This is a genomic window from Acidovorax sp. FHTAMBA (genome assembly GCF_038958875.1).
Taxonomy (GTDB): domain Bacteria; phylum Pseudomonadota; class Gammaproteobacteria; order Burkholderiales; family Burkholderiaceae_C; genus Acidovorax.
Genome location: NZ_CP152407.1, coordinates 4174746 through 4198055, shown reverse-complemented (window position 1 = coordinate 4198055; position 23310 = coordinate 4174746). Strand labels below are relative to the sequence as shown.

The window sequence follows — 23310 nt, the reverse complement described above, 5'->3', positions numbered from 1 at the left end:
TGCTAACTCCAGTCAATCAGCAAGTAGTCTCAGCGGGCCAGCGGATCCTCTAAGGGGAGGTCAACCGGCCGAGGCGAGGCCCTTTTTTTGTTCTTTGTCGCAGCGGGACTGGGGGGCACGCTCTCTTCGTGTACATCGTCAAACTCATCGTTTTTTACCCCTTTGGGTCGAGCAGGCTCCTCTGCCCCAAGCAGGGCGCGCATAGCTTTGTACCTAGGACTGAACAGCAGATCGTCAAACATTCGAAGCTTTGCAGGGTTCTTGCTGAGCAAGGCTGCAATTGCCGGTCCAAGAAATGCCATGTCAGTCGCCGCGGTTCGCTGAAACGCAGTAGCGTCGATAATTTCGCGCCCGCCAATCTCATTGTGCTGAGATAGTGTGAACGCGAGCGCCGCGAAGGCCGTATTTCCCGCTGAGGCCGTGTACCAAGCATCAAGGATTTCTTTCGTCAGCTTTGTCTTTGTCTTGACAAACGTATAGTCCCAATACGTATCGCAGAATTCTTCCCACTGAGGGCTATTCCTTGCCATCGGCTCAATTACCAAGCTCCCGAAGGAAGCGAGTTTGCGGGTGTTTCGTACCGCTCCTTCTACGACAGCTTGGACCGCTGGTGTTGCAAGCGCCAACAAGCTAATGCCGAGCCGCTCAATGATTTCACTGAATAGGTTTAGTACAAGCTCCGCATTTTGGGCGCGCGCGCTGCGCAAATTCTGAACTTCATCAACGACAATAAAGCCCAAGGAGACAGCTGTTGCGACTTTGTTCATCAAGTCGACCATGGGCGCAATATTGCGTAGCGCTGCCGCCTTCCGCGAATAGTCGGTTCCTAGCAGTCGGTCGATCTCGTTGAAGAATTGCAGGCACAACGACTTGAGTGTTGCGTCGTGAGGCACTCTGAGAAGAACGTATACGACCTGATGGCATTTCAGATCAGCTCCGTGATAATTCGAGTGGCAAATAACCTGCTTGTATCTCAGCAAAGCTGCAGCTGCGAAAGTAGTCTTGCCTTGCCCGCTAACAGACATCATGAAGTAGCCTTTAGCCGAAGGTTTCCAGTCAGCGGGCATTGGTAGACCATTGGTTCCGGTGGTGGCAATGGCGTGCCTCCTCTGCCGGTCCATCGTAGTCAAAGGGTGGCGCGCTACATAAGTGTCGCGGGCCATCTTGGCCAGGGTGAAGCCAGCCTTTTGATATTCAGGGAAAGGGTAGACGATGTCGTTGATGGTGGACAGCTCCATCAGTCGAACGACCTCGCTACTCCTGCGAAGCGTTGCCGACGGCTTCGCTGGGTAGTGCGCGAGGTTAGTCAGAAAGTCACTTTTGCTTTGCTCCAGAGGCGGCATTGCCTCAATGAACGGATTGCCTGCAAATCGAGAAACTCCTGTATCGTGATACACCGCAGGGAATATCTCAACATCCTTCATCGCTTGCTCCTGTTTAGCTTCACTAGTTCTACCAATCGAGCCTTCTCCTCTCGCTCCACTTCACTCCAGCTTTTCCCAACGGACGCACTGGCCGTGTGCTCTTCGAACTCTGTGTGTGTTTGGGCATGCAACTTGTTTTTGAGTTTTGCGGTTTCTTGATACCTAGCTCGTTGCATATCAACATTAGGTAAACGTTCGGCGGGGGCGCTCTTATGCCGGTTGTTGACAGGCTTGGCCGCCTTTGCGGCAACCCGTACGCGTCGACTTTCATGGTCGGAGCGGGCCCAAAGGCGTGCATTGACAGCCGCGAAGGCCTCCTCCTCGTCAATTGAAATTCCTTCGCTGTCCCTTGCGTCACCAGCGCCCATCACGAAACACGGCCATTCGCCGTGTCTGCTCGCTATCATGATTACCGCTGGCTGCGTCTTGTCGAGTCGGATGTCCAGAGAAGGCCTGTTTCTGGGCGATCGCCTGATGTAGTCGATTGCGGCCTCGTTAGAGGGATGATATGCACGAGTCTTGTAGCGAAGAACACCTCCTGAAATACTCGCTTTATCTGAACTGAGTAACAGTCGGTAATAGTCTTCTTCCGTGTACGGTGCAGACCGAAGTCCCGTTATGTTTTCGAGTCCCCAAACATACGCATTTTTCGGCGTAGGTTCGATGCCGTGTTGTGTAAGGATTTTTCGACGCTTGAGGGCTTGATGGGGACGGTTGTTGTAGTCCTTCACAATTTCGATTAACGCTCGGTACGCATCCGCAAGTGTGTGCACTGCAGCAGCTTCAGCCTTACGTGCGGCCCTTCTTGATTGAGGATCTAAGGGACGGTCTGCGTAAACACCTTTCATCCCCGATGCCGCCATGCGCTGCTTGATAGTGCGGATTAGCCTCTCTACTATTGCTTTGCCGTCTGGGCATAGAGGGGGGAGTGGCGTCAGGTCGATGCGCAGATCATCGACCACGCTTTGCAACATAGATCCACTCATGAAGTCGGATCCACGATCAGGACAGATAACGGCTGGAATGCAGCCTATAGGCCATTGATTGTCAGAAACTTCTATGCCCAATCTCGAGAAGCGTTTTTCGCGAGAGGTAAATGCAATTAAGAGCGTATTGCGAACTTCCTCGTACGAAGGCGCGCGCAAAGAGATGTACGCTGAGACGACAAATCTACTCCACCGGTCAATTAGGAAGTAAATGGTTGGTTTGCCTACCACTACAGGATTTTTTTCGCTGGAGACTAGGTAGAGTCGCCCTCCGGTAGAATCGATCTCATATATTTCACCTGGACCTGCCGAAACTAGCGAGTTGGTGTTGGCAGGGTCACGACGAAGCCTGCGCTCATTTCGTGCTAAGTCTTCCGTAAGCTGCAACTCACCATTTATGTAGTAGCAAAACTGGCGATAGGTTACTGGCTCTGATATCTGTTTTTTTATGTACTGGCGATAAGTATCAGGGTGGCTCTTCTGGAAAAAAGTGCTTAAGTAGGTTTCGTGCGCAGTGGTCTTATTTGTTGGCCCCTTTCTGAGCAATTGCTTATAGCATCTGAGCATGTCGTCGACATCATCCGGAGTGACAACAAAATTATTAGGACCTAGTTCATCGCTCAGAATAGTTTTCCGGCCGCGGCGATTATTGGCCTTATCCGGAATTTCGCCATTTGCATGGTCTTTTTCACCTGACTCTTCACGACCCCTCGTGGTGCGCTTGGGGCCGCGAGGCAGTGCAACCAGTGCTATTTTTGTGCTGCCGAAGTAGTAGTAACGAAGGATGAGACGGTGCAGCGTCTTTTCCGCAACGTCTATGCTTAAAGCTCTCTCTCGAATTAAGGCGGTAAAGTGATGTCTCGATAGGTTCGTCCTATTTTCAAATGCTTGTATTACAGGCGCGATCTGGACCCATGCTGATTGAATTTTTCCTGCCTGAGAACTACCGCTTTCGGCTGGCACGGAGAGCTGTTGTGGAAGTACTATGCGACCCCATTTCGATGTAGGTGAGGTGAGCGCGCTAAGTTGATTCCAAGAATAGAAAATCGGTCGTTTGGCATACCTGGCTTCTTCGGGTGTGCCCACCCACATCGCATATACCCCATCCTCAAAAATATGAGTTAGGCGAAGATACCGACCTGGTCGTTCGGAGTCATGCAGTGCCAAGCCTACATGAAGGGTTGGCTGATTGGGTAGCGCACGAAAATCAGTCATCGCTTCTTCTGATTCAAAAACAGTGGTCGATTGAGCGCCAACGGATGACCAAGCGAGATATCTATTTGACCTGACCAAGCACAGTACCGAAACATGTCCAGCACCTGCGAATTGGGGAGTCGAAGAGTCTTGGTGAGCCTTGCCACTAACTCACTGAGCAACTCGTTGCTTTTGTAGAAGCTCTCGAAAGCAAGTAAGAAGCGTGGATCAAGTTGTGTTTCCGGATTGAAACGATGGCGAAACCACCCACGCATGAAGCGCAGGATTTCAAGTAGTGTCTTATTGAAGCGCGACGTATCTACCAACGTCCAAGGTATGCCTCGTTCTTGACACCATCTGTGCTCCACCTCTAAACGCAATCTCTTTGACGGATCGGCCGCATCTTCAGAAGTCTTAACGCTCGCTGCACGGTAGCTCTTTCCGTCCGCCGTCAGTTCCGTGATCAGAAAGTCGATCGTGAAGGGCTCCGGCAACCCTCTCTTATATATGTGTCGAACCTCAAGTTCCGTACAGAGCTCTAGAGTCCTATCCAAATCCAAGATAGGCCATTGCTCTCGAATGTCCACCACACTCTCACGACGTTCCATAAGGTACAGATAGGTGGCCTCCAGATCGGAAAGACCTTGATGCGGGCGACCCGTAACGATGCCATGCCCACCCAACGAAGTGCCGCGTGAAGGAACGTCGCGTATGTAAAGCCAAGGCAGGTACTCGGCGCCCTGGAGCAGGCCTCGTCCCCTCTTGACGCGTGCTCTTAAATGGCTGGGGTAGAGGAGGGGGTCTGGTTTCCAATGCACGCGTCCATTCTGAGGGAATCACCAAAAAAGTCCATAAAAATTGTTTAAAAAGTCCAAAACATTAGTCGAATAAGGGAAACCTGTCCGTTGACATGGATTTGGGGCGCGAGCATTCCAGTATCGCTATGATTGCGACCAGTTCTCAATTGCACGCTCCCAATTTCATGCGCCGACTGCTCGCAGTCATCCTGTTGCTCTCCTTCTTCTGCCAGGCCCTCGCAACGGCCCGCCAGACAGTGGTACTCGACCACGCAGGCGCGTTTGAGGCGGTTCATGCGGAGATGCATATGGACGGTGTCTCTCCATGACCAACACGGAGTAATGCACCTGGACGACTCTCTGGAGTCCCTCCAGCACATGTTTGCGGACGCAGGGCCAGGGACCGCAGCACTTTTACACTTCCCCCAGCTGTCGCTTCCTCTCGACCGCTCGCCCGCACCGGCCGTGACCGCCGAATCCGTCAGCCCGCCCCCTCATCTGGACGGTTTAAGACGACCTCCCCGACTGATTTCCTGATCCACCCTTAGCGCCGCGCTTTCCACACGAAAGCGGGGTTGTTCATCGGTGCGGTACTGCTTTGATCAGGCGCTGCTGCGTCAACGATCCTGGTTTACCGCCTTTGATCGGTCAGGAATCACGTGCGTTTTGTTATTTCCGGGCTTGCGGTGCGTTGTGCCGCAGGCTGTGCTTTGAGCTGCGTCCTCGTTGGCGCTGCGGTTGCGCAGTCCCATGCCGCCCCATCGCTTTATGCCACGGCATCGCCCATGGCTCCAACACTGGCACAAGCTGTCGAGGCTGCGTGGCAGCGCGCCACACAGGCGAGAGAAGCCGAAGGTCAGACACAGCGGGCTGCTGCGGATCGGGTGGCGATCTCCAGCCTGTGGGCGGCCCCCCCCGCAGTGGAGTTTTCCTACCGGGACGACCGCTGGCAAACGTCGGCTGGACGTCGGGAAGCCGAGGCCGGCCTGGCGTGGCCGCTGTGGTTGCCTGGGCAGCGCAATGCACGCGGCGCTGCTGTGGATGCCGACGTAGAGCTGTCCCATGCTGCCGTTCAAGCGGGGCGCCTGCATTTTGCTGGGCTGGTACGTGAAGCCGCCTGGGGCATTGCCGCGCAAAAGGCCGAGTCCGACCTGGCGGACGCCCAGTGGAGGTCCTTGCAGGAGATCTCCGATGACGTGCGTCGCCGCGTCAAAGCGGGTGATCTGGCCCAGGCGGATGCGCTTGCCGCTCAATCCGAAGCGCTCGCTGCGCAATCTGCACAGTTGGCTGCACGCCAGCGCTTGAGCGCCAGCCAGTCGCAATGGATGACCCTGACGGGCAAAGCCCTGGCGCCTGATCTCACGTCTGCCCCGGTTGTTGATGGGGCCGGAGTTTCATCGGGCGGGGCGCACTTCACCGTTGAAACCCACCCCGATGCGCGTGTCGCTGCGCTGACGGTTGAGCGCGCTCGCAAGCGGCTGGACGTGGTGGCCGCCACGCGGCGCGACCCTCCAGAGCTCTTGTTGCGTATCCGACAAGACACCCCCGGGCGGGGTGAGTCGGCTCAAAACAGCATCGGCGTCGGCGTGCGCATTCCCCTGGGCACAGCGAGCCGCAACCAACCTCTGCAAGCTGCCGCACTGAGTGAGCTGGATGTAGCGCTGACCGCGAAACAGCGAACCGAGGAGCGGCTGGCTGCTGACGCCGCGATGGCGCAGTCTGCGGTGCACACGGCAGAGCAGCAACTGGAAGCGGAGCGCCAGCGCTCGGCACTCCTGCGGGAGCGTGCCACGCTCATTGATCGGTCTTTCAAAGCTGGAGAAACACCGCTGCCGGAGTTGTTGCGCGCGCTCGCTGCAGCTACCCAGGCCGACACCAGCTTCGCACGCCAGCAAGTGGCCCTGGGCCTGGCCCGCGCCCGCTTCCAGCAATCTCTCGGAATCCTTCCATGAATCTCTTGAATCTATTCCCCTCTCGTTACCGCCTCTCATTGCTGGGAGCAGGCTTGGCCTTGCTGGTGCTTGCCGGAACACCCAGCTATGCCGCGCCAGGAGCGCACGGTCCTAATGGCGAGCACTTGGATGCCCCCGCTCAAGCTGGTGCCAACAGCGGCCCCGTGCCTAGTTTTGAAGCGCGCTCGGAAGCCTTCGAGTTGGTGGGCCGACTGCAGGGCGGAGAGTTGTCCATCCTGATCAACCGTTTTGCCACCAATGAACCTGTGCTCAATGCCACAGTGGAAGTGGAGACTGGCGACCTCAAGGCGCCTGCCAAGTTCCATGCAGATATGGGCGACTACGCCATCGACGATGCCAACATGCTCAAGGCTCTGGCGGCACCCGGTGACCATCCCATGGTGGTCACCGTACTGGCGGGCAATGACTCCGACCTGCTGGACGGCACCCTCACGGTCGCGGGCGCCGTGCTCGACGACCATGGCCACTCCCACGACGACGGGCACGCCCATGGGCCCTCCCGAACGGTCTGGCTGGCTCTGGCCCTGGTCGTCCTGGCGGCGGTCGGTTGGTTCTTTGGCCGCACGCCCAAGGCTGCAGGTACCTCCTCCAGAGGAGGTGCGCTGTGAACCCATCGATGAAAAAAACCAAGGCAACCAGCATGTTTCATGTTTTCGGCTTGAGTGTCATCACGTGCATCGCGGCGATGTTCCCACCTGTTGCCGTCGCAGCGCCAGGTGCCCATGGGCCGAACGGTGAGCATCTAGATGCCCCCACGGCGGTCAGCGCATCCGGTTTGATGCGGTTGCCAGACGGCAGTGTCAACGTTCCGATGCTCGCCCAACGGCGCCTGGGCATCCTCACGCAGCTGACCCTGGAAACCCAGGCTGCAGCCACCATCGAATTGTCAGCGCGGGTGGTGATGGACCCTAATGCGAGCGGCCGCGTTCAGGCAATCCATGGGGGCCGGATCGAAGCGGGCCCTCGCGGCCTACCGATCGCCGGCCAGACCGTGCGCCAGGGGGAGGTACTGGCCTATGTGGCCCACCATGCAGAGCCCTATGCGCTGGCAAATCAACAGGCCCAACTGGCGGAGTTGCGCAGCGGCCGGGAGCTGGCTGCACAGCGGGTGCAGCGGCTGCAGTCCCTCGAAGGCACGGTGCCGCGCAAGGAGATCGAGGCCGCACGTGCTGAGCTACAGAGCCTCACCGCGCGCGAGAAAAGCATTGGAGCGAGCCTGGCTGCCCGAGAGGCCTTGCTGGCTCCCGTCTCCGGCGTGATTGCCAGAGCCGACGCAACCAAAGGCCAGGTGGTTGAGGCCCGCGAAGTGTTGTTCGAGGTGATTGACCCTGCACGAGTGTTGGTGGAGGCCACTACGGCAGATCCTGGCTTGCCCGCACGCACGGGTACAGCCCACTTGCAGGGGGTGCTTGGCGTCAAGCTGCAGCTGATCGGCGCTGCGCGCAGCCTGCGTGATGGCGTCCTCCCGATGACTTTCAGGGCCGTCCCGGAGCAATCGGGCACAGCCTTGCCGCTGGCGGTCGGACAGCCCGTCACCGTCGTGGCCTCGCTGAACGAGCAGGTGAAGGGCTTCGTCCTGCCTGCGCAGGCCGTTGTGCGCAACAGTGCCAACGAACCGGTGGTCTGGATCAAGTCCGGTGCAGAGCGCTACATTCCCCAGCCGGTGCAGTACCGGTCCCTGGACGCCGCCACGGTGGTCGTCACGCAGGGCCTGGGCGCTGACAACCGCGTCGTGGTGCAAGGTGCACCGCTCATCGCACAGATCCGCTGAACGGAGCCCACGCAATGTTCAATTGGATCGTAAGGAACAGCCTTCACAACCGCCTGTTCGTCCTGGCGGTCGCGGCGCTGCTGATGGTCTACGGGGCCATCACCGCATGGCGCACGCCAGTCGATGTGTTTCCCGACCTCAACAAACCCCTGGTCACCGTCTTGACGGAAGCAGGAGGTATGGCGCCCGAAGAAGTCGAGCAGCTGGTGACCTTCCCTCTGGAGACCGCGCTCAACGGCATGCCGGGGGTCACGCGGGTTCGCTCTACATCTGGGGTTGGCCTGTCCATTCTCTATGCCGAGTTCGATTGGGGGACCGATATCTACCGCAACCGCCAGCTCGTGGCGGAGCGCCTGGCACTGGTGCGGGAGCAACTCCCCGGGGGCATCACGCCCGTCATGGGGCCAGTGTCTTCCATCATGGGCGAAGTCATGCTCATCGCACTGCCGTTGGCAGCAGGCGATGGTAAGGCCGCCGCAGCGACACCCATGCAGGCCCGTGAGTACGCGGACTTCGTGCTGCGCCCAAGACTGCTGTCGATTCCAGGGGTTTCACAGGTCATCCCCATCGGCGGCGAAGTGCGCCAGTTGCGGGTGGAGCCGGACACGGCACGCATGGCACAGTTCGGGGTGACATTGACGCAGATCGAGCAGGCCCTTCGAGGCTTTGCGGGGAATGCGGGAGGTGGCTTCATCGACCTCAACAGCCGTGAATTCCTCATCCGCCACATCGGCCGTACCAGCCGTGTCGAGGACCTGCAGGGCGTGGCGGTGGCCTGGAAGGATGGCCGAGCCATCTTGCTGGAACAGGTGGCCAATGTCCGGTTCGCTGCCGCCATGAAGCGCGGTGACGCCGGATACAGCGGCGTGCCTGCCGTCATCGTCAGTGTGCAAAAGCAGCCTGCGGCCGATACCGTCAAGCTCACCCACGCCATCGAAGCGGCATTGGGGGATCTCAAACAGGGGCTGCCCGTGGGCTTGGCTGCTCCGAAGGTGTTGTTTCGTCAGGCGGACTTCATCGAGGCGTCCATCGGCAACGTGACCGAGGCTTTGCGGGACGGTGCCATCATGGTGGCCATCGTGTTGTTCGCCTTCCTGTTGTCCGCGCGAACCACTTTGATCTCGCTCGTGGCGATACCCCTGTCGCTGGCCGTGACAGCCATGGTGTTCCGGCTGCTGGACCAGTCCATCAACGTCATGACCCTGGGCGGCCTGGCCATTGCTATCGGCGAGCTGGTGGACGACGCGGTGGTGGATGTGGAGAACATCCTGCGCAGGCTGAAGCAAAACCGTGCCCAGGGCAATCCACTGTCCATGCTGGAGGTCGTGCGCCGGGCGAGCGTGGAAGTCCGCTCGGGCATCGTCTACGCCACCGCCATCGTGGTGCTGGTGTTTGTGCCGCTGTTTGCGCTGCCGGGCATCGAGGGTCGCCTGTTCACGCCCCTGGGCATCGCCTACATCGTGTCGGTGCTGGCATCGATGCTGGTCTCAATGACGGTTACGCCCGTGCTGTGCCTTTACCTGTTGCCGGGGATGAAACGGTTGGACCATGGTGACAGCACCCTGGTCGCCTGGCTCAAGCGGCGGGATGCGCAAGTGCTCAGCTGGTCGTTTTCTCGCGCCAAGGTGCTGATGGCTGTCGCTGCACTGGCGGTAGCTGCAGCAGCTGCAAGCGTCCCGTTTTTTCCACGCGCCTTTCTGCCTGCCTTCAATGAGGGTTCGCTGGTGTTGGGCATGGTATTCAACCCAGGCACCGCCTTGGCTGAGGCCAATCGCATGGGAGCGTTAGCCGAGACGCTGATCGCAGAGGTCCCCGAGGTCACCCAGGTGGGGCGCCGTACTGGGCGCGCCGAGCTGGATGAACATGCCGAAGGCGTGCACTCGGCCGAGATCGATGTGGACCTGAAGCGGTCCGCCCGGGACCGGGAGGCCGTGATGGCGGATATCCGGGCCCGTTTGGTCGTCCTTCCGGCCCAGGTGGCCATTGGCCAGCCTATTTCCCACCGCCTGGATCACCTCTTGTCAGGGGTACGGGCGCAGATTGCGCTCAAGATCTTCGGCGATGACACGGACACCTTGCGGGGCCTGGCCGAGCAGACGCGCCAAGGACTTTCGGGCGTTCCAGGACTCGTGGATCTGACCGTGGAAAAGCAGGTGCTCATCCCTCAGATCACGGTACGGCTCGACCACCGCAAGGCGGCGCAGGTCGGGCTGTCTCCGGGCGAAGCGGTGCGGGTGCTGCAGGCCCTAACGGACGGTGCCCATGGTGCCCAGATCGTGGATGGAATTCGCCGCTATGAACTGGTGCTGCGCCTGCCCGATGACAAACGCAGCCCGCAGGATCTGGCACGCACGCTGATCGACACGCCTGCGGGGCGGATACCGGTCTCATCGATTGCGTCGGTGGAGGAGACCGACGGCCCCAACCAGATTGGCCGGGAAAACGGCCGTCGGCGTATCGTCGTTTATGCCAACACGGATGGATCAGACATGGGCCGCGTCATCAGCGATATTCGCGCGGTGATGGCCAGGACACCTCTGCCCCCTGGGACCTTTCTGAGCCTGGAAGGCCAGTTTCAGGCCCAGGAGCAAGCCATGCAACTGATCGTCGGCCTGTCACTGGTGTCTTTGGCGATGATCTTTCTTGTTCTGTACGGGCGCTACAAGTCGGCTGTGCTGGCCGGGATCATCATGGCCAACATTCCGCTCGCGCTGATCGGCAGCGTGGCAGCGATGTGGCTGGCGGGGGTAAGCCTCTCGGTGGCCTCCATGGTGGGCTTCATCACCCTGGCCGGCATTGCCACGCGCAACGGGATTTTGAAAGTCAGCCACTACATCAACCTGTGTAAGTTCGAGGGCGAGGTCTTTGGCCAACCCATGATCGTGCGCGGCTCGCTGGAACGGTTGACACCGGTCTTGATGACGGCGCTGGTAGCGGCCTTTGCCCTGACCCCGCTGTTGCTGGCGGCAGATGCGCCTGGCAAGGAGATCCTGCACCCGGTGGCGGTCGTGATTTTTGGTGGACTCGTCAGTTCGACTTTACTGGATACCTTGCTCACGCCCGTGATGTTCTGGATGTTTGGAGAGCGGGCGATGCGGCGCCTGATCGAGGTCGATGCCCAGGCGCACAACGAGGGCGCTACGCCGCAGGAGGTTTACTGACCACACCCCGATCAACCTGGTTTCAACTGTTCCCGAGGCATTTGGGCGCCGCCTTTTAAAGCGCGCTGTTTTCAAACGATATCTCATCCAAAGGAAACCCAATGACCATCAAAACCAAACTCTCCCAATTGACTACTGGCGCCTTGATGCTGGCCCTGTCTGCACTCGTCGTTCCAACGGCAATGGCCCATGGTGCAGCGGCCCCCGTGCATGGCGGTATCGTACAAACCGCCGCTGATTTGTCATTTGAGCTGGTTGCCACTGCCGAAGGTGTCCAGATCTACATTCAGGACCATGGAAAAGACGCGGATGCCTCGCGATTTGAAGGCAAGCTGACGGTGCTCAACGGCGCAGAAAAATCCGAGGCGCCCTTGAAACCGGCGGGTGCTAACAGACTGGAGGCTAAAGGTGTGTCCCTGTCCAAAGGGGCGAAGGCAATTGCGGTGCTGACCACCAACAGTAAGAAAAGCATCACGGTACGATTCGCTGTCAGGTAAGGCAGCATGACGCGCGAATCCCTGCCCATTCCTGCGCTGCGAGGTGGCTTGGATGCTTGCTGGCCTGCTGGTCGCAGCCTTGGCGTCAACACCCGAGGTCCAGCAGCGTGGGTGCGGGGCTGGCGGCTTCACGACGGCCGCGCTGCTGCACGCAGGGGTCGCTGTTGTGGGTGCCTTGCCCCTGACGACCGCTGCCGAAGTGGCCAGGGTGCAGATATCCACCACGGACTGCAGGGTGGCACGCAGTATCTCGGTCTGCTTGCGGCTCACGCGAGACATGTGCGCACCTTCGTCGTCGCGTGTGTCTTGCGGGCGATAGTGGGCGGGCGGCCTCAGTAGGTCTCCAGATGCAGGCGTCCTTCACGCTGGAGCGCAGTGCCCACGGTGTTCCAGTCCAGGCCGGACTCGCTGGCAATGTCGCGCAGTGCCATCACCACGCCTTCTTCCATGCTTTTCAGGCCACACACGTAGAAGTGGCTGTTGCCATCGCGCAGCAGCGCGGCCAGGTCGGCGGCGCGCTCGCGCATCAGGTCTTGCACGTAGCGCCGGGGTTGCCCGGCAGTGCGTGAGAACGCCAAGTTTATGTCGATGAAATCCTTGGGCAGGTTTTGCAGCGGGCCAAAATACGGCAGCTCCTGCTGGGTGCGCGCGCCAAAAAACAGCATCAGCTTGCCACCCTCGAACTTGCCGCTGCTGCGCAGGCGCCTGCGCCACTCGGTCATTGCGCGCATGGGGGCGCTGCCGGTGCCGGTGCAGATCATCACGATGTGCGAGCGCGGGTGGTTGGGCATCAGGAACGCGCTGCCAAAGGGCCCCACCACCTGCACTGTGTCGCCCACCTTCAGGTCGCAGAGGTAGTTGGAGGCGACGCCGCGCACGGAGTTGCCGTCGTGGTCGGTGGTCACGCGTTTTACCGTGAGCGCCAGGTTGTTGTAGCCGGGCCGCTCGCCATTGCGCGGGCTGGCAATGGAGTACTGGCGTGCATGGTGCGCCTTGCCGGTGGCATCGGTGCCGGGCGGGATGACGCCAATGGACTGCCCTTCCAGCACCGGGAACGGCATGCTGCCGAAGTCGAGCACGATGTGGTGCGTCTCGCTCTCAAAGCCCGCCTCGGTGCAGTTGAAGTTGCCGACCACGGTGGCGGTGGTGGGGCTCCTGGCAGGAAACAGGTTGGTGTAGGGGTGTGCGGCCGACCAGGGAGGCACGGTGGCGCCGTACTGGGCCGATCGAAAAACCTGCGTGCCGGGCTCCGCGGAAGCTGCCGGGGTGGGTGGCTGCACGGCCGCTTCGGTGGTTGCCGCCACACCTTCCGCGGCCAGTTCGTCGGGCGAGAGCTCCGGTGGCAGTTTTTCCCAGGTCAGCTGTTCTTCGATGGTGTACGCGTGTGCCTGCGGCACGGTGCGCCAGTTGTCGATGGAGCCGGTAGGGCAGGGCGCGATGCAGGCCATGCAGGCGTTGCACACATCGGCCCGCACAACGTAGTTGTTGTCGTCGTGCGTGATGGCGCCCACAGGGCACGTGGCCTCGCAGGTGTTGCAGCGGATGCAGATCTCGGGGTCGATCAGGTGTTGCCGGATCGCAGGGTTTGCAACGGCCATGTCCATGGGGTTCTCCAGAGTGCCCCCGGCGTGTGCGTGCGGGGAGCGGGGCCTGTGATCAGCCAAAACGCACGTATTCGAAATCGACGGGCTGGCGGTTGATGCCCATCACGGGGGGGGCAATCCAGCCCGCGAATTTGCCGGGCTCCACCACGCGGCCCATCAGGGACGCGACAAACGCGAAATCCTCGGGGGTGGGCAGCCATTCGGCCTTGCGGGCGGCCCATTCCACCTCGCTCACCACGCGCCCGTCGGGCGACATCTTGATGCCGGCCAGTGCGCCGATCTGGCGGTTGAAGGCCTTGTGTGGCACGGCCAGGCGCGTGGCAATGCCGGCTTTTTCCAGCACCTTGTTCCAGCGCCCTACGCCGGCCATCGAATCCTTGATGAAGTCGTCGCGCAGCACCTCGTTCAGGGCGTTGAGCATGGGCACTTCCTTCTCCAGCAGCTGCCCGTTCACCACCTCCAGCACCTTGTACGTCTGGCCCTTGAGGATGTGGTCGTCATCGCGTTTGCCTTCCTCGTACCGGCCTTTCAGGCCCGAGCTGTAGAACGTGGCAGCGTTGCTCGACTGGTCCGCGCCGAAGAGGTCGATGGTCACGCTGTAGTGGAAGTTCAGATACCGCTGGATGGTGGGGAGGTCGATGGCGCCTGCTGCGCGCACCTGGGCCGGGTCATCGGTCCTGAGCTCGTTCATCACCTGCGCGGTGCGCGACAGCACGCGCGACACGCCGGATTCGCCCACAAACATGTGGTGCGCTTCTTCGGTCAACATGAACTTGGTGGTGCGCGCCAGCGGGTCGAACGCGCTCTCCGCCAGCGCCGAGAGCTGGAACTTGCCGTCGCGGTCGGTGAAGTAGGTGAACATGAAGAAGGCCAGCCAGTCGGGCGTCTTCTCGTTGAAGGCGCCCAGGATGCGCGGGTTGTCCACGTCGCCCGACTGGCGCTGAAGCAGTGCCTCGGCCTCTTCGCGGCCGTCGCGGCCGAAGTGCTTGTGCAGCAGGTAGACCATCGCCCACAGGTGGCGGCCTTCTTCCACGTTGATCTGGAACAGGTTGCGCAGGTCGTACATGCTGGGCGCAGTCAGCCCCAGGTGGCGCTGCTGCTCGACCGACGCGGGCTCGGTGTCGCCCTGTGTCACGATGATGCGGCGCAGGTTGGCGCGGTGCTCGCCGGGCACGTCCTGCCACGCCTTCTCGCCCTTGTGGTCGCCAAAGTGGATCTGGCGGCTGGCGTCGCCCGGGTTCAGGAAGATGCCCCAGCGGTAGTCGCGCATCTTCACGTGGCCGAACTGCGCCCAGCCTTGCGGGTCCACGCTGACCGCCGTGCGCAGGTACACCTCGTGGTTGGTGGAGCCCTCGGGGCCTACGTCGTCCCACCATTGGATGAAGTTGGGCTGCCAGCCTTCGAGAGCGCGCTGCAGCGTGCGGTCCTCGCCCAGGTTGACGTTGTTGGGGATTTTCTCGCTGTAGTTGATGGTGCTCATGGCCATTCCTTCTGGTGGAAGTTCTTATCCGTTCGGCCTGAGCTTGTCGAGGGCTTTGCGCCGGGCTTCGACAGGCTCCGCCTGAACGGTGGGGGTGGGTTCGGAGGTGGGTGGGGCGGTGGGCTGAGGGGTCAGACGCGGTTCATGTCGAAACCGGCTTTTTCACCGGTGCCGTAAACCTTCAGCGCGCCCTTGTCGCCCACGGCGTTGGGGCGGTTGAAGATCCAGTTCTGCCAGGCTGTCAGGCGACCGAAGATGCGCGTGGCCATGTTCTCGCGGCTGGCAAAGCGCAGGTTGGCTTCCAGCCCGGTGAGCGCGTCGGGCGACATCGCGGCCCGTTCCTCAATGGCGATGCGGATCTCGTCGTCCCAGTCAATGTCGTCCGGGGCCGCCGTCACCAGCCCCAGCGCCAGCGCGGCGTCGGCATCCAGCGGGGTGCCGGCGGCGGCGCGTGCGGCCTCCAGTGGGGCGGCTTCCTCATAGAAGCGGCGCTGCAGGCGGCTCTGGTCGTTGACCATCGGCAGCAGCCCAAAGTTGAACGCGTTGAGCGTGAGCCGGGGTGCGCGCTCTGCATCATCAGGCAGGGCCAGCATGTAGGTGCGGTCGGCAGCAAACGCCAGCTCGGCCAGCGATCCCGCAAAGGCTGAGCCAGGCTCTACCAGGCAAAACAGGGTGCGGGAGGACACGTCGAGCCGTGCGAACGTGCGGCGCAGCGCGCCGACGGTCTCGCGCACCAGCCAGTGGTCCTGGTGCATCAGCAGCGTGGCATCGCTGGCCAGCACGGCCTGGGCGTCGCCTTCGGCCTTGAGCAGCCAGGTGCCAATGTCGGGTTCGTTGGTGCGCAGGTGCAGGATGGCATCGTCCAGCTGGCGCGCAAGGGCCAGTGGCCACCAGGCGGCGCCAGCGGATTCGATACCCGCCATGTCCGAGGGCTGCGGGTGGGCGGGCGCCTTCAGCGTGAGGGTGGCGGTGCGGCGGGTGCGGTCGATGTTCACGATCACGTGGTCGTAGTGCAGGCTGTTGGCGGACTCTGTGCGCTCCACCCGGGTCAGCGCGATCCCATGGGCGTTGGCGGGGCGTGGGCTGCCTTCCGCAAGGCGGGTGGCGGTCTCCTGCACAGCCGCGGCAAACTGCGCAGGCTTGGCAATGCGGTCCACCAGGCGCCAGTCCACCGCGCGCTGGCCGCGCACACCTTCCACGCTGGTGCAGAAGATGTCGGCCAGGTCGTGGCGTACATGGCGCTTGTCGGTCACGCGGGTCAGCCCGCCCGTGCCCGGCAGCACGCCCAGCAAGGGCACTTCGGGCAAGGACACGGCGGACGAGCGGTCGTCCACCAGCACGATCTCGTCGCAGGCCAGGGCGAGCTCATAGCCCCCGCCCGCGCAGGCACCGTTCACCGCGGCCACGAACTTCAGGCCCGAGTGCCTGGAAGAGTCCTCGATGCCGTTGCGCGTCTCGTTGGTGAACTTGCAGAAGTTCACTTTCCACGCGTGGCTGGAGACGCCCAGCATGAAGATGTTGGCCCCCGAGCAGAAGATGCGGTCCTTTGCACTGGTGACGATGACCGACCGCACCTGCGGGTGCTCGAACCGGATGCGGTTGAGTGCGTCGTGCAGCTCGATATCCACCCCCAGGTCGTAGCTGTTGAGCTTGAGCTTGTAGCCGGGGCGTATGCCGCCGTCTTCGGCAATGTCGAGCGAGAGGCGGGCTACCGGGCCATCGACGGTCAGGGCCCAGTGGCGGTATTGGGTGGGATCGGTGCGGTAGTCCACCCGCACGGCTGTGGGGGGTAGGGCGGCGTTCATGGGCATCTCCATCAGGAACCGAGCGGCAAAATAATGCAAGCTATGACTCGTTGATATGCATCATCATGCATGATTCGGGTCGAGTCAATGCGAGCCGACCCTCAGCGGGTGGCAATGCGATGGGTTGTAGGCGCGCGTCGCGCGGGGTCAGCGGGGTTGGGCCATCAGCGCGCGTACGCCGGTGAGCAGTTCGCGCAGGCTCTCCTCCAGGGCCTGGCCTGAGGTATCCACGGTGAGGTCGGCTTTGGAGTAGAAGGCCGCGCGGCCTTCCAGGATGCGGCGCAGGTCGTCCATGGCCTCCTTGCTGGCGGCCATGGGGCGCATGTCGCCTTGCGCCAGAACGCGGCCCATGTGTTCCTCGGGTGCAGCACGCAGCCACACGGTAGTGCAGTGCGCCAGCAGCTCGTTGAAGGTGGCAGGGTCGGAGACGATACCTCCGGGCGTGGCGATCACCACCTCACTGTGGATCTGTACGGTTTCTTCGAGGGCGCGGCGCTCGTAGCGGCGGTAGGCCGTGGTGCCATAGAGGTCGTGGATCTCCCGCACGCTGCAGCCTGCCAGGGTTTCAATCTCGCGGCTGAGCTCAACGAAGGGCACATCAAGATCGCGCGCCAGCAGAGGGCCCAGCGTGGATTTGCCCGCACCCCGCAGGCCAATGAGCGCAATGCGCCGGTGGCGTGCCGTGTCGCTGCCACCGCCGCTCAGTAATTGGTGCAGCGCCAGCCGCACACGGCGCAGCTCGGGCTCGCTGCGGTGTTCGAGCAGCTCCCGGATCAGCAGCCATTCGGGCGACCGGGTGGTGAAGTCGCCCAGCAGCTCGGCCAGAGAGCAGTGCAAGGCACCGGCCACCTGCTGCAGCACCAGGATGGACGCGTTGCCGGTGCCGTATTCGAGGTTGGCCAGGTGCCGCTCGGAAACGTCGGCCGCCACCGCGACCGCCTTTCGCGTCAACCCGCGCTGGGCCCGCAGGGTACGCACCCGCTCGCCCAGCGCCACGAGCAGGGGGTTCTTGGCCTCTTCGGCTGCGTCTTGCAGGGTGTCTGCAGGCGTGGAGAGTGCGATGTCTGTGTCTGTTGGTTCGTTCATGCCTGTCTTTCTGGCAGCGTTTCTGGCTGCTGGCGCATCGGGGCCATGGCGAGTCAGACCATTCATGGTGGCATGTCTTATGCACTATAGTGCTTGACGCCCGATCAAGCATTACCTATTGTTCATGCGTGAGCAAAATACTGCACCTCGTTGGGATCCGCAAGGATACACATCAATAACTCGTGCCAGCGCCTTATCAGGCCGCCACCTCGGAGACATCCCATGCCCAGCCTGCCGGAGCGGTTCAATTTTGCCGAACATCTCTTTGAACTGAACCGGACGCATGCCGGGCGGACCGCCTACATCGACGATCGTGGCCGCCTGAGCTACGGCGACCTGGAGGAGCGCGCCCGGCGGTTGGCTGGCGTGCTGGCCGGTGCGGGAGTGCGGCGCGAAGAGCGTGTGCTGCTGCTCATGCATGACACCAGCGACTGGCCGGTGTGCTTTCTGGGCTGCCTGTACGCAGGGTTGGTGCCGGTAGCGGTCAACACACTGCTGACCGCAGACGACTATGCCTACATGCTGGCGCACAGCCGGGCGCAGGCAGCCTTGGTGTCGGGGGCCCTGCTGCCCCTACTGACCGAAGCCATGGCGCGCGGCCCGCATGAAGTGGGCACACTGCTGGTGTCGCTGCCCGTGGGCAGGCTGCATGCGGGCGCCCGCGATCTGGAGGCCGCACTGAACAGCGCGACCCCGCTGGCGGCGCCTGCCCCCACGGGCGCGGACGACCCCGGCTTTTGGCTCTACTCGTCGGGTTCGACGGGCAAGCCCAAGGGCACGGTGCACACCCACGCCAACCTGTGGTGGACGGCCGAGCTGTATGGCAAGCCGGTGCTCGGCGTGACCGGCAAGGATGTCTGCTTTTCGGCGGCCAAACTGTACTTTGCCTACGGCCTGGGCAATGCGCTCACCTTCCCGCTGTCCGTGGGGGCCACGGTGGTGCTGATGGCCGAGCGGCCCACGCCCGATGCCACCTTCAAGCGCTGGGTGGAGCACCAGCCCACGGTGTTCTTTGGCGCCCCCACCGGTTTTGCGGGCATGCTGGCATCGCCCAGGCTGCCCGCGCGCGAGGCGGTGGCCTTGCGCATGTGCTCGTCGGCGGGGGAGGCCCTGCCTGCGGAGATCGCGCAGCGCTTCAAGGCGCACTTTGGCTGCGACATCATCGATGGCATCGGCTCCACGGAGATGCTGCACATCTTCCTGTCCAACCGCCCTGGCGACATCCGCTATGGCACCACGGGCAAGCCCGTACCCGGCTATGAGGTGGAATTGCGGGGCGAGGAGGGCCAACCCGCGCCCGACGGAGAGGTGGGCGACCTCTACATCCGGGGGCCGAGTGCCGCACTGATGTACTGGAACAACCGCGAGAAAACGCGCGAGACGTTCCAGGGCGAGTGGACCAAAAGTGGCGACAAGTACGTGCGCGACGCACAGGGCTACTACACCTACGCGGGCCGCAGCGACGACATGCTCAAGGTCAGCGGCATGTATGTCTCGCCGTTTGAGGTGGAGGCCACACTGATGCAGCACAGCGCCGTGCTGGAGGCCGCCGTCATCGGCAAGAAGGATGCAGACGGCCTGACCCGGACCAAAGCGTTTGTGGTGCTCAAGGACGGCAAGACCGCCACACCCGACGAGCTCAAGGCCTTCGTGAAGGAAAAAATCGCACCCTACAAGTACCCGCGTTTCATCGAGTTCCTGCCAGAGCTCCCGAAGACGGCCACCGGAAAAATACAGCGTTTCCGCCTGCGCGAGCGGGAGGCCAGCGCGTGAGCGGGCGCAGCGAATTCGCCGCCATCGCTTGGCAGGGCCGGCCGGTGCACGTCGAGTACCAGTGGATCGCCCCGGAGCGCGACACCGCGCCGCTGGTGGTGTTCCTGCACGAGGGCTTGGGGTCGGTAGCGATGTGGAGAGATTTTCCGCAACGGCTTTGCGATGCCGGCGGCCTGCGGGGGCTGGTGTTCTCGCGGCCCGGGTACGGGCGATCCACCCCCCGGGCACCTGACGAAACCTGGGGCGTGGACTTCATGCACAGGCAGGCGCGGGAGGTGCTGCCGGCATTCCTTGATGCGCTGGACATTGAAGAATCGCCCTGGCTCTTCGGCCACAGCGACGGCGCGTCCATCGCCCTGCTGTATGCATCCATGTTCCCCCACAAGGTGGGCGGCCTGGTGGTGCTGGCCCCTCACATCTTCGTGGAAGACATGACCATTCGGAGCATCGTGATAGCGCGGGACGCCTATGAGCACACCGATCTGCGCAAGAAGCTGAGCCGCTACCACGACGACCCGGATTCTGCCTTTGGCGGCTGGAGCCGGATCTGGCTCGATCCGGCATTCAGGACCTGGAGCATCGAGGCAGAGCTTGCCCACGTGCGTGCGCCTGTGCTGGCGGTGCAGGGGCTGGATGACGAGTACGGAACGCTCGCCCAGGTGCATGGCATTGCTGCAGTGGTCTCTGGAGCGCGTGTGCTGCAGCTGCCGCATTGCGGGCACTCTCCCCACCGGGATTGCGCGGACGTCGTCATTGCTCAGTCGGTTGCCTTCATGCATCGGCACGCTCACGGCGGGCAAAGCGGGCGTTGAACCCCACCCGTTGAGAAGGCAAAAAAAGAGCCGGACGCCCAGGGGCTCCGGCTCGGTCGGGCTGCGCGGCATGCCGTGGATCACGGTCTGCGCAGCTGCGCGGTACGGCGCTATCAGGTCGTGGCGTCTTTCAGCTTCTTCAGCGCGCGCGTCTTGATCTTCACCGAGGCGGGCTTGGCGGGGAACCAGCGCTCTTCACCAGTAAAGGGGTCCTTGCCAAAGCGCTTCTTCTTGGCCGCCACTTGCTGCAGGCCAATCTTCAGCACGCCCGGCAGCGTGAATTCGCCGGAACCCTTCTTGTGCACCGAACCCAGGATGGCGGCTTCCAGAGCAGCGAGCACGGCCTTGGCGGCTTTGGGTTCCACGCCCGATTGCTCGGCCAGGTGGGCCACCAGGGTGGTCTTGTTGAAGGCAGTCTTGATCGGCTTCAGAGCGGTTGCAGCCGCCACGGGCTTGGCTGCGGTGGCAGCGGCCTTTTTGGCTGGAGCGGCGACTTTCTTTGCGGCAGGTGCAGCCTTCTTGGCAGCGGGTGCGGCGGCCTTGACGACCTTGTTTGCGGGTGCAGGGGTTTTCTTTGCAGTTGCCATGATGTGTTTGATTCTTCGATGTTCAGAGTTGCTGGGTGCCCGCCCGGGTTTTCGGGAGGGGCGCCCGATTTTAGGGGCGATGCCGCGAACAGCCTATAGCCCGAGTCCTACGCGCAGCTGACCCGCAGGCCAATGCATGCTCTGCAGCGTGGAAGGAGAAGGTGGGGCGTGGACATAAAGGGCAGCCCGGCTCGCCGAACCGCAAGGCGGCTGCGAAGCATCACGCTGCCGTTGCAGCCATCACGCTCAACACGGCGAACACATGGCATGCAGTGCCTGCGGCCACACACCCATGCCACACCGCATGCGCGTAGGGGACCGCAGAGTCCAGTGCATAGAAAACCACGCCGACCGTATACGCGGCACCGCCAATCAGCAGCCACGCGGTGCCCAGAGCGGGCATGGGCGCGATCAATGGCAGAGCGGCGATCAGCACCAGCCAGCCCATGGCGACGTACAGACCTGTGGACCACAGTGCGGATGTGGTGCGCGCCAAGGCCTTTGTCACAAATCCGACAGCGGCTGCGGCCCACACGAGCGCCAGGATCCACATGGTTCGTGCCGATGGCGGCTGGCTGAGTGCAAAGGGCGTGTAGCTGCCTGCAATGAAAAGGTAGATGGCTGACTGGTCCAGCTTCAGCAGCCGTTGCTTGGTCTCGCCCGGCGGCATCGCATGGTAGGCGGTGGATGCGCCATAGAGCAGCAGCATCGTCACGGTAAAGGCCAATGCACCGGCGTAGGCCCGCTCCCCCGCGCGCAGAGCGGATTCCAGCAACTTGGGTGTGGCCAGGCAGGCCGCCAATAGTGCGATGCCGTGGCTGCAGCTGTTGGCGATTTCTTCGCGCGTGTCGGGTGCGTGGTCGTGCATGTCCAGCCATCCCGAATGGGTGCGAGGGGGGCAAGCTCAGTGGTGAGCAGTGTGCTGTTGCCGTCCACGCCGCAGCTGGTGGCGCGAGCGCTGCAGCGCCACCAGCTCCACCAGGCCCGCGGCTGCGGCGCACGCCAGCGTGTAGAGCGCGATGAGCCGGCGGACGAGCTCAATCCTGCGCGGCGGGCGGGGCATCGTCGCAGGTCCAGTCATGGGGGTGGGGCAGGTCAAAGCTCAACCAGCTCCGTTCATCGAACAGCTCATCCAGCAGCCGCTGCAACCCGAGCAATTTCCAGAGCATGGTGCGCCTCTTTCAAAGGGTGTGACTGCCCGCAAGGTAGCGCCGTTGTGTGACGGTTTCGCGTCGTTCGCGGAATCCACACACTTGCGCCAAGAGGCTGGCGGGACATCTGTTCGCGGACTATCCTCGCGAGGCGCTACGCCCTGGCCCCTCACTCGCCTTCACCCGACACCCCACCATGCTTGCCGAGCTCCTGGCCCTGGAGAAAATCATCGAGCAGGGCGGCGCCCGTCTGGATGTGCAGGTGGTTCGTACCGTGTCGCTGGCATCGGGGCAGCGCTTTCCCGTGTACGCGATCGGGGTCGGAAACCCCGCGCCCGATGCGCCTGCCGTGGGCTTTTTTGGCGGAGTCCATGGCCTGGAGCGCATCGGGGCCGAGGTGGTCATCGCCTACCTGCAGAACGTGGTGATGCGGTTGCAGTGGGACACCACCCTGCACCAGCAGCTCGAACAGGTGCGGCTGGTGTTCATGCCCATCGTGAACCCGGGCGGAATGTGGGCCGCCACGCGCGCCAACCCGCGCGGGGTGGACCTGATGCGCAACGCGCCGGTAGACGCCGTGGACCCGGTGCCGCCGGGCATCGGCGGGCAGCGGCTGAGCGACAGGCTGCCCTGGTACCGCGGGCGCCAGGGCGAGCCGATGGAGGAGGAAAGCCAGGCGCTGTGTGAGGTGGTGCAAGAGCAGCTGCTGCCACGGCCGTTCAGCATTGCGCTGGACTGCCACTCCGGCTTTGGGGTGAAGGACCGCCTGTGGTTCCCGTATGCGCACACCCGCAAACCCATACCGCACCTGGCGGAGCTGCACGCGCTGCAAGAGATCTATCTGCAAGCCCACAGCCACCACCAGTATGTCTTTGAACCGCAGAGCGCGCAGTACCTTGCGCACGGCGACCTGTGGGACCACCTCTATCTGCAGGCCTGCCAGACGGTGCCGGCGCACACGTTCCTGCCACTCACCCTGGAGATGGGCTCATGGCTGTGGGTCAAGAAAAACCCGCGCCAGCTGTTCTCGCGCAACGGCATTTTCAATCCGCTCATCAACCACCGCCAGCAGCGGGTGCTTCGGCGCCATCTGTCACTGCTGGATTTTCTGGCCCGCGCAGCCTGCAGCCACGAACTTTGGGTGCCGCCCCCGGAGCAGCGGGCGCAGCGCCGTGCCGATGCCCTGGCGGCGTGGTACTGAAGAGGTGT

At 62.3% G+C, this 23310-nt stretch carries 19 protein-coding genes; 8 read left to right on the top strand and 11 right to left on the bottom strand.

What is annotated here, in order from left to right; genetic code table 11:
• Positions 1–29: 29 nt before the first annotated feature.
• The 4 genes from AAFF19_RS19570 to AAFF19_RS19555 all read right to left on the bottom strand — a co-directional run bounded on the left by AAFF19_RS19570 (position 30) and on the right by AAFF19_RS19555 (position 4697).
• A complete protein-coding gene (locus AAFF19_RS19570; protein WP_056642864.1) occupies positions 30–1424 on the bottom strand; it encodes an ATP-binding protein in 1395 nt (464 codons plus the stop codon).
• On the bottom strand, positions 1421–3625 hold the full coding sequence (locus AAFF19_RS19565) for a DDE-type integrase/transposase/recombinase (RefSeq protein WP_082564903.1): 2205 nt from the start codon (positions 3623–3625) through the stop codon (positions 1421–1423). The genes AAFF19_RS19570 and AAFF19_RS19565 overlap by 4 nt, the downstream gene beginning before the upstream one ends.
• Positions 3622–4212 carry a TnsA endonuclease N-terminal domain-containing protein gene (locus tag AAFF19_RS19560; RefSeq protein WP_082564904.1) on the bottom strand — a complete coding sequence of 197 codons (591 nt, stop codon included), beginning with the start codon at positions 4210–4212 and terminating at the stop codon, positions 3622–3624. The genes AAFF19_RS19565 and AAFF19_RS19560 overlap by 4 nt, the downstream gene beginning before the upstream one ends.
• Positions 4213–4466: 254 nt before the next feature.
• A complete protein-coding gene (locus AAFF19_RS19555; RefSeq protein ID WP_342720843.1) occupies positions 4467–4697 on the bottom strand; it encodes a hypothetical protein in 231 nt (76 codons plus the stop codon).
• A 489-nt stretch (positions 4698–5186) separates the two neighbouring features.
• Here AAFF19_RS19555 and AAFF19_RS19550 point away from each other — a divergent pair, with 489 nt between their 5' ends.
• The 5 genes from AAFF19_RS19550 to AAFF19_RS19530 all read left to right on the top strand — a co-directional run bounded on the left by AAFF19_RS19550 (position 5187) and on the right by AAFF19_RS19530 (position 11803).
• The gene (locus AAFF19_RS19550) at positions 5187–6353 is read left to right on the top strand and encodes a TolC family protein (RefSeq protein WP_342720842.1); all 1167 of its coding nucleotides are present in this window, start codon (positions 5187–5189) and stop codon (positions 6351–6353) included.
• The gene (locus AAFF19_RS19545; RefSeq protein ID WP_050813825.1) at positions 6350–6982 is read left to right on the top strand and encodes a hypothetical protein; all 633 of its coding nucleotides are present in this window, start codon (positions 6350–6352) and stop codon (positions 6980–6982) included. Before AAFF19_RS19550 ends, AAFF19_RS19545 begins: the two co-directional genes overlap by 4 nt.
• A 32-nt stretch (positions 6983–7014) precedes the next feature.
• Positions 7015–8145, top strand: coding sequence for an HlyD family efflux transporter periplasmic adaptor subunit (locus tag AAFF19_RS19540; RefSeq protein WP_050813826.1), 1131 nt, complete (start codon positions 7015–7017; stop codon positions 8143–8145).
• Between the two features lie 14 nt (positions 8146–8159).
• Positions 8160–11306 (top strand): efflux RND transporter permease subunit, encoded by a 3147-nt coding sequence (locus AAFF19_RS19535; RefSeq protein WP_342720841.1) that lies wholly within the window; start codon positions 8160–8162, stop codon positions 11304–11306.
• A gap of 101 nt (positions 11307–11407) precedes the next feature.
• A complete protein-coding gene (locus AAFF19_RS19530) occupies positions 11408–11803 on the top strand; it encodes a hypothetical protein (RefSeq protein ID WP_342720840.1) in 396 nt (131 codons plus the stop codon).
• 332 nt (positions 11804–12135) lie between these two features.
• On the opposite strand, the gene boxA is transcribed toward AAFF19_RS19530, so the two are convergent.
• The 4 genes from boxA to AAFF19_RS19510 form a co-directional block, all read right to left on the bottom strand.
• Positions 12136–13407: a benzoyl-CoA 2,3-epoxidase subunit BoxA gene (gene boxA / locus AAFF19_RS19525; RefSeq protein ID WP_342720839.1), complete on the bottom strand. Its 1272-nt coding sequence runs from the start codon at positions 13405–13407 to the stop codon at positions 12136–12138.
• Between the two features lie 52 nt (positions 13408–13459).
• Positions 13460–14887, bottom strand: coding sequence for a benzoyl-CoA 2,3-epoxidase subunit BoxB (gene boxB, locus AAFF19_RS19520; protein ID WP_342720838.1), 1428 nt, complete (start codon positions 14885–14887; stop codon positions 13460–13462).
• 131 nt (positions 14888–15018) lie between these two features.
• On the bottom strand, positions 15019–16692 hold the full coding sequence (gene boxC / locus AAFF19_RS19515; protein ID WP_342720837.1) for a 2,3-epoxybenzoyl-CoA dihydrolase: 1674 nt from the start codon (positions 16690–16692) through the stop codon (positions 15019–15021).
• Between the two features lie 147 nt (positions 16693–16839).
• Positions 16840–17778: a helix-turn-helix transcriptional regulator gene (locus tag AAFF19_RS19510; RefSeq protein WP_342720836.1), complete on the bottom strand. Its 939-nt coding sequence runs from the start codon at positions 17776–17778 to the stop codon at positions 16840–16842.
• A 222-nt stretch (positions 17779–18000) separates the two neighbouring features.
• Here AAFF19_RS19510 and AAFF19_RS19505 point away from each other — a divergent pair, with 222 nt between their 5' ends.
• Together AAFF19_RS19505 and AAFF19_RS19500 are read left to right on the top strand one after the other, a co-directional pair.
• Positions 18001–19551, top strand: coding sequence for a benzoate-CoA ligase family protein (locus AAFF19_RS19505; protein ID WP_342720835.1), 1551 nt, complete (start codon positions 18001–18003; stop codon positions 19549–19551).
• A complete protein-coding gene (locus AAFF19_RS19500) occupies positions 19548–20363 on the top strand; it encodes an alpha/beta hydrolase (protein WP_342720834.1) in 816 nt (271 codons plus the stop codon). The genes AAFF19_RS19505 and AAFF19_RS19500 overlap by 4 nt, the downstream gene beginning before the upstream one ends.
• A gap of 113 nt (positions 20364–20476) precedes the next feature.
• Here the strand turns inward: AAFF19_RS19500 and AAFF19_RS19495 are convergent, their stop codons facing one another.
• The 3 genes from AAFF19_RS19495 to AAFF19_RS19485 form a co-directional block, all read right to left on the bottom strand.
• A complete protein-coding gene (locus AAFF19_RS19495) occupies positions 20477–20950 on the bottom strand; it encodes an HU family DNA-binding protein (protein ID WP_342720833.1) in 474 nt (157 codons plus the stop codon).
• A 220-nt stretch (positions 20951–21170) separates the two neighbouring features.
• Positions 21171–21818, bottom strand: coding sequence for a hemolysin III family protein (locus AAFF19_RS19490; protein ID WP_342720832.1), 648 nt, complete (start codon positions 21816–21818; stop codon positions 21171–21173).
• Positions 21819–21987: 169 nt separating this feature from the next.
• On the bottom strand, positions 21988–22119 hold the full coding sequence (locus AAFF19_RS19485) for a hypothetical protein (protein WP_008904526.1): 132 nt from the start codon (positions 22117–22119) through the stop codon (positions 21988–21990).
• Between the two features lie 178 nt (positions 22120–22297).
• Between AAFF19_RS19485 and AAFF19_RS19480 the strand changes: the two genes are divergently transcribed.
• A complete protein-coding gene (locus tag AAFF19_RS19480) occupies positions 22298–23302 on the top strand; it encodes a M14 family zinc carboxypeptidase (RefSeq protein ID WP_182120415.1) in 1005 nt (334 codons plus the stop codon).
• Positions 23303–23310 lie beyond the last annotated feature (8 nt).